The sequence below is a fragment of the Streptomyces sp. NPDC003077 genome, assembly GCF_040611095.1.
Classification (GTDB): Bacteria; Actinomycetota; Actinomycetes; order Streptomycetales; family Streptomycetaceae; genus Streptomyces.
The window spans coordinates 1-12,106 of record NZ_JBEXNM010000084.1; the positions used below are offsets into that span (position 1 = coordinate 1).

The window sequence follows — 12,106 nt, forward strand, 5'->3', positions numbered from 1 at the left end:
GCCGGGGCCGCGCCGCCGGGGCCGCGCCGCCGGGGCCGCGCCGCCGGGGCCGCCTGCGAACCCGTCGTGAAAACGCCCAAGCACGATACTTCGGGTCGCGAGCCGGTGAATTCATCCCGCAAAGGCTCGTGAATTAAAGGGAATTCCAGCATTTCCCAGTCGGCCTTTATGATGGACGCGCCCGTTGTCAGAGCTATATTTGAATCGTTCCCGGGAAGCGGGAAATAGGAAAGCGCTTAACCTCGTGCGAGAATTCCGCGTTCGGGAGAAGTGCGGCCAAAACCAGGAGGAAAGCCCGCAATGAGCAATTGGTCAGATGACAACGCCCGCGTCATTCCCCGAATTCCCCGCCCGCGTCGGCCCCTGGAGTCCGCACCCCGCCCGCCCCGGCCGATCATCCCCCGCCCGGCCCCGCCCGCCGAGAAGTAACCCCGCACCCCCACGCACAGGAGCCACACCATGACTACGCCGCCCCCGCCCGGACCCGCCACCCCTACCGCCTCCAGCACCAAAGCGCGCCCCGGAGAACTCCGTGCCCGGATCGCCGGAATCCTCGCCGCGCAGCCCGGCGGGCAATTCTCGGTGACCGAACTGGCCAACCAGGTGGGGCATTCGGGCGGCGCGGTCGGCAACGCCTGCGAAACGCTGGTTGCCCGGGGCGAGGCCGACCGGACCTGCACCCAGCCCCGGAAATACCAGGCGACCGCCGCCACGCCCGCTGCCGCCCGCCGTGCCGCAGCCACGCCGCCCGGCCAGGGCCGCCCGGCCCCGGTCCCAACCGGGCCAGCGTCTACTCCGCCAACGGCTTCGGCCTCCCCTCCGGCGCCCCCAACGCCCAACGGGAAACCGAAGCCGATCGTCCGGCCCAACGGGCAGCGCTACCACCCGCGAGCCCTCGCCAACCTGCCCGACGTCGAGGCGCTGTGGCGGCTGCGCCAGGCGAACGTCCCGGTCCTCCTCTACGGCCCGCCGGGAACCGGGAAGACCTCGCTGATCGAGGCGGCGTTCGGCGACCTGATTACGGTGGCCGGGGACGGTGACACCACGGTCGGGGACCTGATCGGCGAGTACACCCAAAACGAGCAAGGCGGCTATGAGTTCGTCTACGGCCCCCTGGTCATCGCCATGCAGGAAGGCCGGGCTCTACTCCTGGACGACGCAACCCTGATCTCCCCGAAGGTGCTGGCAGCCCTCTACCCGGCGATGGACGGACGGCGGCAGATCCAGGTCAAGGCCCACAAAGGCGAAACCATCACCGCCAGCGACGGGTTCTACGTGGTCGCCGGACACAACCCGGGCGTGCACGGGGCCGTCCTCACCGAGGCCCTTGCCAGCCGGTTCAGCGTACAGATCCAGGTCGGCTCCGACTACGACCTCGCCACCGCCCTGAAGATCCACCGCACGGCGGTCCGCATTGCCCGCCATATCGCCGCCCGCCAGGAAGCAGGCGAACTCGGCTGGGCCCCGCAACTGCGGGAACTGATCGCCTTCCAGAAGATCACCGACGTCCTCGGGCCCGACGCCGCCTTCGCCAACCTCGTCGGCATCGCCCCCCTCGAAGACCGCGACACGGTCGCCGAGATCGTCACCAAGGCCACCGGCCGCCCCGCCACCGCCCTGGCCCTCGGCCGCCAACTCTGACCCCCACCCCGCAGCCCCGCCCCCGCCGCCCCACGAAAGCGAACCCCGCCATGCCCGCACCCGCCCACATCCACCACGCCCCGCCGCCCCCCACCGAAGCAGAACTGGCCACCGCCCGCTGGGAGGACGATGGCGGACCGGTCATCGAACCCCGCACCACCCCGGACACCCGGCAGTGGCTGCGCATCGCCGCCGCCCTGGCCAACCGGCTCCCTGGCCTCACCGGACGCGAAGACCTGATTGTGAGTTGCGAGCACGGCACCCGCTCCGGCGCCCCCGCCGCCTTCTACCCGGCACTGTGCGAGATCGAGATCGACACGGCCCTCTTCGCCCCGCACCCGCCTCCCACCATCCACCCGGACCGGGTCGGCGACGAGGGACGCTACCCGGTGGCCTGGGGCGTCCTGGTCCATGAGGCCGCCCACGCCGTCCACAGCACCTGGATCGCCCCACCACCCCTACAAGCGACCGCCGTCGGGCGGGCGGCGGCGATGCTGGAGGAACCCCGCATCGAAGGTGCCCACATCGCCCGCCGCCCCGCCGACCGCCGATTCCTGCGCGCCAGTGCCACCACCCTTGTCATGCCGGACTTCGCAGCACAGGGCCTCGCCGACCGCTGGGAGGCCGCCTTCGCCGCCGGACTCGTCCTCGCCCGCCGGGACGCCGGAATCCTCACCCCCGACGAAACCGAACCGGTGGAAACCGCCGTCACCACCATCCTCGGTCCCGACCTGCTCAACACCCTCGCCGCCATCTGGCGCGCCGCCCTGACGACCGCCGACGGGGACGGGCAGGCCATGCTGGTGCACGCCCGTGCCTGGTGCGATGCCCTGGGCGCCGAGCCCGAGCAGCCCGAACCCGAGCCCGCGCCCGGCAGCGGCCACCAGGGCGACCTCGCCAAGGCGATCGGCGAAGTGGCCACCAACGTCACCGCCAATGAGGCCGTCCAGGCGGCGATCGACGCCGCCCGCTCCGCCCGCACACAGGCGAAAGCCGCCCAGGCCGCGTGGGAGCGAGAAGCCCGCCAACTCGCGGAAAAGGTCTTCGGGCCCGGGCAGCGCCCCTTCACCCCACGCAAAACCACCCGCGCCTCACGCACCCGATCACCGATCACCGGTACCCGCCCACCGTCCCCAGCCGAAAAGTCCGCTGCCGGTCACCTGGCCAGGGCACTGCGCGCCGCCGCCTACCGCGAGCGCACCGCGACCGTCACCACCTCGGCCGCCCCGCCCGGACGCCTGAACATGCGCGGCGCGCTGGCCCGCGACGCCCAAAAGGCCGCAGGCACCACCCCCACCGCCCAACCCTGGGTCCACGTGCACCGCCGCAACATCCCCAGCCCACCGCTGCGCGTCGGCATCGCCGTCGACATCTCCGGGTCCATGCACGAAGCGACCGCACCGATCGCCTCGGCGGCCTGGATCGTCGCCAAAGCCGCCGCCCTCACCGACCCCGACTCCAAGACCGCCACCGTCGCCTACTGCTCCTCCCTGACCGCTCTCACCGCCCCCGGCCGCACTCCCCACCAGGTCACCGAGTTCACGGCCAGCGGATGCGGCCACTGCCTTGCCGAAGCCACCGACGCCCTGACCGCCGGACTCGGCCTGACCAACCCCGGGGCGGGCCGCCTCCTGGTGATCGCCTCCGACGGCCACTACCTCCCCGACGAAGCAGCCGAAGCCGCGAGCCGCATCAAAGCCCTCAACGCCGCAGGCTGCGCGGTCCTCTGGCTCGCCTTCGCACCTGACCCCCGGCCACTGCACGGCGCGACGCCCCTGGTCCTCGCCGACCCGGCCCGCGCCGTCACCGCGATCGCCAAGGCCGCCACCTCCGCGATCACGAACGCCCGCTGACCCCTCCGCCTGGTGCCGTACCCACCTTCGACATCGGGCTCCGCACTCCCTGATGCCTTTCCCGTGGCATCAGCCGGAACCCGACACAGCCTCCAGGGCGCCCCCGCACCACACACAGACCGTTATCCCAGCGGACACACCGACACAGCCGGACCAGGCCCGCTGCCGCCCCGAACCCACCCTGGCCCCTACGCCCGCCAGGGCACCCACCGAATCGAGGAGAAACCGTGAAAGCACCGACGGTGGCCATCTACCGCACACTCATCGGCCAGGCGCTCCACCGCGCCGGAACTGTCCTCGACAACGCCCCCGCCGTACGCCAGGAACTGCCCGAGCTTCTGGCCACGGCCATCGAGACCACCTGGAAGGAGAGCCACACCAACCCGGTCCCGTACGCAGTGCGGGAGTGGCTGGTCGCCGAAGCCGCCTGGCACCTGTGCGTGGCCGCCAAAGCGCTCCCAGCCGGACTGACCGATCCGGAACTCGGCGTCCTGCTTGCGCGGGTAGAGCGCCGCCCGCACCGCACACAGGCCCGCCTACTGCGTGCGGCCGGCCAGAGCCTGACCGTGCCCCTGACCCGGGCAGGTGTGTCAACGAATCACAGCGAAGCGGAGGCCGCGTTTGCGGAGCGGGCGGTCACCTATGCCGCCAGACGCGAAGTGAGCGGTCGCGCTTGTACATGTTCGTGTAGCAGCGGCGGCTACTGCGGAGGCTGCGGACACGCAGGATGCGGCGGACGCCGCTGACGATGCTCGCCTCCTGGCGCCCGCCCTTGTCGTAGCACCTTCCGAGGTAAGCAGGAAGTGCGGGCGCCGGGGACATCGCACAAGTTAATACCAGTGTGTGAGGGCCCGGGAGCTGTACCAGCTCCAGCTTGTAGCCGATGAGGAGGCGATGCACAGCATCAGACCGACCCGGCTCCGTCGACGACAGCACCGCTCCCCGTGCAGGCTGCCACCGTCTTTCCGCCTCTTCCTGGTGGTGCATATCATCCGCATCTGACTGGTTCTCGCAGGCCGGACCCATTGGAGCAGGGCTCTTTCCTGGAAGTCCCTTGATCCATTCCGCTTCTGGCAGCTTTCTTCAGGCAGGCCGTGGCGGAATATCTACGCGTCGCGAGTGGCCATTTATCTATGGCGCGAGCGTTTCGGATTGCCGCAGACGACGCGGCCCTGCACTCTGAGCTGTCGAATATGCCGATGTCTCTTCACTCCCGGGGGATGGATCATGGGGGATGCGCTGAACATCATGGAGGTCGCCACCGGCGGGGCGGCCGTCCTTGTCGCAGAGATGGCCAAAAGCGGCTGGACGTCTTTCCGTACAAGGGTGGCGCGGTTCTTCGGACGGGGTAGTGAGGAGCGCGCGCAGCAGGAGCTGAGCATCATCGACGCTGCACATGTGCGGCTGACCGAGTGTCCGGAGGGTGAGCGCGACGCAGTGGCCGAGGCGTTGCGGCAGCAACTGTTCATCCAACTGGCGGCGTTCCTGCAGCATCATCCTGAGACGGCGGCCGAGCTCCAGGCTCTGGTGGACGAGGCGGATTCGGCGGAGGAGGGCCACAGGGTCCAGGCGAACGTGCAGAACAACACCAACAGCCAAGTCGTCATCTCCGGCGGCTCACTGAGTGCCAACAGCATCACCTACCGGACGAATGGCGATGACAAGTGAGTGAGAACGCCGCCCCCAACAGCGCTCCGCCCGTGCCTCCTTTCCCGCCAGAGACACCGCCCGAGGCCGCGTCCGAGGCGATGAGCGTGAATGTGGAGGGCAATGACCGCTCCACGATCATCGTCGCGGCAGGCTCGGTGACGATGACCGGGAAAGAGCTGCTGCCCGTCACGCCCATCTCCAAGGCAGAACTCGACGTGGTGCGCACGGCCTGGGTGAGCATCGGATCCCAAGGCGAGCCCATCACCACCGTGGCCAGCGCCACAGCGCTGCTCACAGGCGAGGGGCCGGCACTCGCGGTGATCGCGGGCCCATCCGGCTACGGCAAACGTACCGCGGGAGTCAAAGCACTGTGGGATGCGGCACAGGCCCAGCAAGGGGCCGAGGGCCGGCTACCCGCGCTGCTGGAGATCGTGCCCGACTGGGACGATCCCGAGGTCCCGGACACCTCCGTGCTTCCCGAGGAGCCCGGCACCGGCTACCTGCTGGATGTCGCGGCAGAGATCGGAACCTGGAAGGACCCGGCCAAGGTAGCCAGGGCTCTGGTGGCGTACACAGAGACACTGCGCCGCAAAGGGTCGTTCATGGTCGTCGTCTCCAATGACCGGGACTGGCCGGAGGGCGCCTCGGGAACTTTGGCGCAAGCGGTCGCGCGGGCAACGGTCCGGCCGGACGCCCATCGGGTGGCCATCGCGCACCTGGAACACGTCCATCACAAGTCCGATCGGGTCCATTGGCTCAGCGCCGACTCCAGCAGTGCGCAGTCGGGTGGTGGGGCCGCACACCTGCTGACCCGGAGCAGCAGCCCAGGCGAAGCTGTTCGGCTGGCGGCCAAACTGGCTGCCGAGGAGCACTCGCAGCAGGGCCTGAGGAACGCCATAGCCGCGTTCCAGGAATGGCGCGACGAGATCAAGAAGGTATTCGACGCGACCAGGAACAACGCCGACGATCGGGCGCTGCTGATCGCTTCCGTCTTCCTCAGTGGTGAGGACGCACTCACTGTTCAAAGTGCGGCTCGCACCCTGCTGGGCGAAGTCTCGGAACAGAACGTGCGCACCATCCTGACCGGGCCGGACCTGACGGGTCGGTTCGAGAGTGTGGAGGCGCGTGTAGAGGAGCGACGCGTTACCCTCGGCCACAAGCCGGGGTACGCACGGGCTGTGCTGCTGCATCTGTGGCAACAGCGCCCAGACATCCACAACCCGCTTCTGGAATGGCTCAGTGGCCTGACAGCACGGCAGCAGGTGGGCGCCAGACGTCTGGGAGCGATCAGCGATTTGTTGGTCGAGTTGGCCATGGCACAGAACGACATCCGGGTCATCGACAAAATCCGCAACTGGATCGATCACGACGATACCTCCGAGCACCTGGAGTTGATCGCGCGCGTCTTGGCCACCGCCGCGGAGGCCGATGCCCTCGGCCACACCGTTCGGGCCCGGCTCCTCAAGTGGGCTCAGGCCAGCGCCGAGTCCGTGGCCAAGACCGTCGCTCTCGTCTGCCAGACCACGTTCGCCGACCACTATCCCCATCAGGCGCTCGTACGCCTGCGCCACATCCTGGACCGTACCGAGCGGGACACGGCCGTCACCACGGCCGAGGAAGCCCTATGTGCGATGGCAGGCCAGGACCGACAGCTGCCCCTGGTCTGGGGGGTGGTCAGCAAGTGGGCCGTCCAGCCCCGCCACCTGGCCGGTCATCGAGCCTTCCTTTCGCTCCTGGACCCGCGCACCGACCCCTTCGTCCTCAGGGTGATGCTGGCGGCTGCCGAGAAACAGACAGAGGTGAAGGAGGCGCTGGTTCGCGGCTGGAGCGCGGTGCTGTCGGACGAGCGGGTCGACTCTGAGGCAGGTGACCTGCTCATAGCTTGGGCTCACGCACGCGTAGCTGACGACTTGGTTTCTGCGGACCTGGTCACGGACATCCTGCGCCAAGTCGTCGGGCGGCACCTCATGTCCACGCCGATCTCCGCCCTGGTGTTCGGCGAACCAGATGTCCGCTACGACGCGGCCGTCATCGACCTGCGCAAAGAGCTTCGGCTTCCCGGCCCGGACGTGTTGCCCGCAGCCGGTTCACCGTGGGGGTCATGATCCGTGACCGCCAGTCGTTGGGCGCGCCGTCGTACCCGTAGAGCACTGCGGCACGCCAGCCGCTTCGACGTACGCCTGCCCAGCCTCCACGACGGCATCGCCTTCGCGGCGCGGATCTCCGTGACCGAGGTCAGTGATCCGCCTTATCCGCAACCTGTCGAGGAGACCGCCGCGGAGATACGTCAGGTGCTGCGAAAGGCTGCCATCGAGTTCGCCCGCACATGTGACCCTGCCGACCTCGTATCCGCACGCGACGCGCTCGGGGTGCATCTCGGCCGTTCACGTTCCCTGCCCGGCAGCGCGCCCATCGTCTTCCGAGCCGCGCTCACGCTGGATCTTCTGCCTGGCGACCAGTCCGCCATGGCGGCGCTGCTCACTGCTCAGCGCAACCAGGCGATCGCCGATGTCCTGCGCCGGCAGAAGACGGAGGCGCTGGCCAGGGAGCTCGCCGAACCCGCGGCTGTCTTGGCGCGGTGGATCGAGCAGGAACACGCCGACTGGGCACATCCACCGAGCAAGGACACCGTGCGAACCGTCACGCAGTCCTTCGCCCAGTACCGTCCCACGCACGAGCGGGCCGTCGAGTTCGAAGCACTCGAATTGATCAGGGATTTCCTGGATAGCTTCCCCGATCTGTCCCAGAAGCAGATGCTCTACGCGCTGCTGGCAGGAGGCATGCACCACGCCGGCCGTCCCGAACACGCCGCGAAGGCGGCAGCTCTTCTTGACGGCCGCGCCCTGCCCGCACCGGAGGGCGAAATTTGAGCCACCACCCAAGCTGCGGAGCAACTCCGCGCGGGACGTGCTATGAGTTCGAACGCTCCGTGTTGGCTGCTGCCGCCTCGTACCCCCTGGCCCGCGTGGCGCTTGGCGCGCCCGTGGCTGGTAGAACACGGAGGAGAACCAGGACGGCCGGAGCCGACGAGTGACCCTGCGCTGAAGCCGTCCCCACCGAAGGTGGAGCGCCGTTGCTAACGGGTCACCATGCCTGGTCATGAAAGTGGCAGGCGCTGATTCAGTGCCTGCCACTTCGTCACTGGTATCGCGCTATCGGGCGGTGGACGCCCGCAGTTGGTAGCGCCGAGGTCGGTCGTTGACCTGGGTGACGTGTCCCTGCTTCTCCAGGGTGACCAGGGCGTTGGCAATGGCGCCGGAGCTCTTGCCGAGAACCCGGCTGATGGCGGTCGCCGTGAACTCCGCGTGTCTGTGGGCTCGGAGATGTTCGAGCACCATTGCGCGCAGCGCGCCCGGCACAAGCCGGGGCTTGCCGCCGTTGGCCGGGACGGTCAGGCGCGGAGACGCGGGCGTTTCGGCGGCGGGTGCGCCTTCGGGCGTGTCGTCAGGGTGACGAGGTGGTGTTGTGTCGACCGCTTTTTCTGGGGCGGTGTTGTTTGCAGCAGGTTGTGTGGGGGGCTCGGTTTGGGCTTCCGATGTGGCGGGGGCTTTGTCCGGGGTGAGGTTGCTCCGCGGTTTCTCGGGAGCTGGGGTGGCGTCCGGGCTGGGAGTGACTTCTTTCTGTTCCCGGAGCGGGGTTGGTGCGTTGCTCCCGGACGGGGTGGCGGGCTGATCCGTCCGGTTGGGGTACCACTGGTCGGGCATGGGCTGTTTGCCGTGCGGGATTCCTCGCTGGCGACGGGCCAGTCCGCTGTCTTCCAGCGTGGCGAGGGCCTTCCCGGCTGTGGAGCGGCCGATTCCGGCGGCTTCGGCAAGGGCGGCGGATGTCTTTCCGGGGGCGGTGGTAAGGGCGCTCCAGATCTTGGCGTGTGCGCCGGTCAGCGCGTCAGCCGATGCTTTGGGGGCCGGCGGGTTCGGGTTTGGTTCGGATGTGTGGGTGGGGTGGGACATGACGGGACCTCCACGGGGATCAGAGAGGGTGTGGGGGTCCCCGGCCGGGGAGCGGCGTGGTGCCGCGGTGCCGTCGGGTGCGTGCGCATCGCGATGATCCCGTCGGCGCGACCACCATGGAGCCGTCGGTGGGGCGACAAGTCAAGCGGTGCGTGTCGGGGTGTCACGAGATGTTCGGGAGCGTTCCGGAGCGGGGCTGGGAACGGTGCTGGTGCGGTGCGTGTCGATCTGTGAGCGCAAGGCTTTGGCGCGGGTGTGGCCGACATGCAGCGCTTGCTTGAGTTGTCGGATGCTCATTGATTGCCCGGTCCGGGAGCGGTGCTCCGCGTCCAGATCCAGGGCGGACGCGAGCAGGTGATCGGTATCTGTGCCGTTGGGGTATGTCGGCCAGTGTGGGTCGGTGGGTGAGCCGACTCCACTCGTGCTCGCAGGGCGGGACGCATCGTTTGATGCTGCGCTGAGGACCGGTGGTGCTCCCGCCAGGAGCGGGCTTCCGGCGGGAGCACCACCGGGAGCGCTGTCAAGGAGCAGGCGCTCGTGTGCCGTGGCCGAGGGGCCTGGAGGCGGTACGGCTAGAAGTTCGGCGATGCGGTTGCGGTAGGCGGCGACGGTTTCGGTGAGCAGGATCAGGAGCACCGAGGGGACCGTGTGCAGGAGCACTCCGGCGGGATCGGCGCGGCGCGGCCAGCCGAAGTGACCGTCCGGCCAGAGGGAGGTCCAGGCGTTCATCAGGGTGGCGGCGACGGCCGTGAACCAGCGCAGGGCGGTGGACCAGCGTGGTGGGCGGATGCCCCAGGAGGCCAGGCGGGCGTCGGCCAGGAGGACGGTGGCGAGGGCGAGGGCGACCATGGGGTCCAGGAGGACGGCGATGGGCCAGGGGACGCCGTGGGCGGTGGCGAAGCGGGTGACGTTGACGGCGGTGAAGACGGCGGTCAGCAGGGCGGCGGCTGCCAGGGCGCGGGTGAGGGATCGCAGGAGGGCTTCGGCGTCGTCCGCGTCCGGTTGACGGTTCATGGGCGGAGGGTGGGGCGGGTTGCGCCGAGGTAGTCGTCCCCGGGGAAGCGGAAGGGCTCTTCGCGGACGGTGTGACGGGGGCGCGGAGCGTTGATCATTCGTCCGGCGCCTACGTAGAGGCCGACGTGGTGGACGTGGGTGGGGGCGCCGTAGAAGACGAGGTCGCCGGGGAGCAGACGGGCGTGGTCGGGGATGTGGGGGCCGGCGCGGTATTGGTCGTGGGCGGTGCGGGGGAGGCGGGTTCCGGCTGCGGCGTAGGCGGCTTGGGTCAGGCCGGAGCAGTCGAAGCCGATGCTGTTGCGGGTGGGGCCTTCTCCGCCCCAGACGTAGGGGCGGCCGAGCTGGTTGCGGGCGTAGATGATCGCGAGGGCGGCCTGGGGAGTTGGGGGGCGGTCTCTGCCGCCGGGGTTCGCGATTCGGTCGCGCGCGCCGTACGTGGCGGCGGTGCGCAGCACTTGGTCGACGTAGGCGTGGTCGTGGTTGTAGGCGTGGATGGCGCCGGGGAGGTCGTGTCCGTGGCGGGCGCCGTGAGCGCACAGCAGGCGGGCGGCGGCGTAGGTGGCGTCAATGGGGTCCCAGGGGGTGGGTGGGGTGTGTCCGCCGGGTGGTACGGGGTGGGCGTAGGCGCGGAAAGTGGTGGGGAGGAACTGCATGGGGCCGATGGCTCCGGCGGTGGAGATCATGTGGGGGTGGCGGGCGTGGTCGGTTTCGGTCTTGCCGATCGCGGCCAGCACGGTCCAGGGCAGGCCAGGGCAGACGGCAGCCGCGCGGCGGTACAGCGCCAGCATCCGGTATGGGATGTCCTGGAGTGCCTTCCGGCTGGGTGATGGTGCCGTGCCGGAAGCCGGTGGCCCCGACGCCGTGCCGTTGGTGAGTCCGGTGGCTCCCGAAACGGCGAGGAGTGTAAGGAGCAGTGCTCCGGCCGTGATGCCGAGTACCGCTTTGACGGCTGTGGCCATTAGTGATCACCTTGGCCGGGCGGTAGCGGGGAAACAGGCTGCCACGCGGCCGGCTGGCCGAGCGGCGCCTCGTTGTTCGTGGTCATGGCCGGGGAGAGATCCGGCCAGTGCTCTGCGAGGGCTGCCAGTGTGAGCCTGCCGTTGCCCGCATGGTTCACCGGGAGCCAGGCGGGACCGGCCAGTCCGGTCGTGGACGCGAGCTCGGCGCAGGTGGTGGCGATGGGGAGTTGCATCTGGGCTGTGGTTTCGGTGAGCCGGGCGTGGAGGGCCCGCTCCCGGTGGCGCGTGCTGGTGGAGATCAGTACGGCGGTGCGGGTGCCGGTGGTCGCGGCCAGGCTGGCGTAGCCGGGGAGTTTGGCTTCGAGTCGGGTGAGGGGGCGCTCGGTGCCGGTGTCGTGTTCGAGGAAGAACGGCACGACCTTGGGGCCGTGGGCCCAGTGGGCGTAGGCGTCGGGGCGGACCCAGTCGCCCCACAGGCGGGTGGCGGACCGGGGGGACAGCCACAAGGCCAGCCGTTCCTCGGAGTTGGTGCGGTGTGCGGCGGCGAGGGTGACGAGGTGGTCGTTGACCGTGAGGTCGTGGTCGAGGGTGGGGGAGAAGGCGGTGCGGGTGCACAAGTCTTTGTGCCAGCCGAGGCTTTCCAGGGTGGTGGCGCGGGTGGCGGCGAGGATGTCGGCGCCGGACCGGCCCAGGGTGTAGTGCTCCGGAGCGGACCCGCTGAGCGTCAGGGGGCGGAAGGAGTCGAGGACGCCCATGAAGTACAGGGCGCGCAGGCGGCGGTTGGCACAGCGGTGATGGGTGAAGGCCAGGGTGGTGATGTGATGGCTGGTCAGGACTCGGTGTTCGTGGAGCATCTCGGTCAGCCACCGGTCGCGCGGGGTGAGGCGGGCGGCAAGAGTGGTCACATCGGTGCGTGTGGCGCGGGGTTGGCTGGGGCGGCGGCGTTTGGTGGCGGCGCGCGGAACGTAGGCGGAGCGCGGGCGGGCGGTGGGGCGGTCGGCGACGGGCATGGCGGAGACCCCTTTGATCGTGCCGGGTG

At 69.6% G+C, this 12,106-nt stretch carries 10 protein-coding genes; 6 read left to right on the top strand and 4 right to left on the bottom strand.

The window, feature by feature from the left end:
• The first annotated feature begins 540 nt into the window (after nt 1–540).
• The 6 genes from ABZX96_RS33790 to ABZX96_RS33815 all read left to right on the top strand — a co-directional run bounded on the left by ABZX96_RS33790 (nt 541) and on the right by ABZX96_RS33815 (nt 8,014).
• Nucleotides 541–1,641: an AAA family ATPase gene (locus tag ABZX96_RS33790; protein ID WP_355552049.1), complete on the top strand. Its 1,101-nt coding sequence runs from the start codon at nt 541–543 to the stop codon at nt 1,639–1,641.
• 50 nt (nt 1,642–1,691) lie between these two features.
• Nucleotides 1,692–3,494 carry a hypothetical protein gene (locus ABZX96_RS33795; RefSeq protein ID WP_355551960.1) on the top strand — a complete coding sequence of 601 codons (1,803 nt, stop codon included), beginning with the start codon at nt 1,692–1,694 and terminating at the stop codon, nt 3,492–3,494.
• Between the two features lie 227 nt (nt 3,495–3,721).
• Nucleotides 3,722–4,240, top strand: a complete 519-nt coding sequence (locus tag ABZX96_RS33800; RefSeq protein ID WP_355551963.1) for a hypothetical protein — start codon at nt 3,722–3,724, stop codon at nt 4,238–4,240.
• A 481-nt stretch (nt 4,241–4,721) separates the two neighbouring features.
• A complete protein-coding gene (locus tag ABZX96_RS33805) occupies nt 4,722–5,162 on the top strand; it encodes a hypothetical protein (RefSeq protein ID WP_355551966.1) in 441 nt (146 codons plus the stop codon).
• Nucleotides 5,159–7,249 (top strand): hypothetical protein, encoded by a 2,091-nt coding sequence (locus tag ABZX96_RS33810; RefSeq protein ID WP_355551969.1) that lies wholly within the window; start codon nt 5,159–5,161, stop codon nt 7,247–7,249. Before ABZX96_RS33805 ends, ABZX96_RS33810 begins: the two co-directional genes overlap by 4 nt.
• Before the next feature lie 3 nt (nt 7,250–7,252).
• Nucleotides 7,253–8,014, top strand: a complete 762-nt coding sequence (locus ABZX96_RS33815; protein ID WP_355551972.1) for a hypothetical protein — start codon at nt 7,253–7,255, stop codon at nt 8,012–8,014.
• Nucleotides 8,015–8,296: 282 nt separating this feature from the next.
• Here ABZX96_RS33815 and ABZX96_RS33820 read toward each other — a convergent pair whose 3' ends face one another.
• The 4 genes from ABZX96_RS33820 to ABZX96_RS33835 all read right to left on the bottom strand — a co-directional run bounded on the left by ABZX96_RS33820 (nt 8,297) and on the right by ABZX96_RS33835 (nt 12,077).
• Nucleotides 8,297–9,094, bottom strand: coding sequence for a winged helix DNA-binding protein (locus ABZX96_RS33820; protein ID WP_355551975.1), 798 nt, complete (start codon nt 9,092–9,094; stop codon nt 8,297–8,299).
• Nucleotides 9,095–9,235: 141 nt separating this feature from the next.
• Nucleotides 9,236–10,108 carry a hypothetical protein gene (locus tag ABZX96_RS33825; RefSeq protein WP_355551978.1) on the bottom strand — a complete coding sequence of 291 codons (873 nt, stop codon included), beginning with the start codon at nt 10,106–10,108 and terminating at the stop codon, nt 9,236–9,238.
• Nucleotides 10,105–11,067: a bifunctional lytic transglycosylase/C40 family peptidase gene (locus ABZX96_RS33830; protein WP_355551981.1), complete on the bottom strand. Its 963-nt coding sequence runs from the start codon at nt 11,065–11,067 to the stop codon at nt 10,105–10,107. The genes ABZX96_RS33825 and ABZX96_RS33830 overlap by 4 nt, the downstream gene beginning before the upstream one ends.
• Nucleotides 11,067–12,077 (bottom strand): replication-relaxation family protein, encoded by a 1,011-nt coding sequence (locus tag ABZX96_RS33835; RefSeq protein ID WP_355551984.1) that lies wholly within the window; start codon nt 12,075–12,077, stop codon nt 11,067–11,069. Before ABZX96_RS33835 ends, ABZX96_RS33830 begins: the two co-directional genes overlap by 1 nt.
• Between the last annotated feature and the right edge of the window lie 29 nt (nt 12,078–12,106).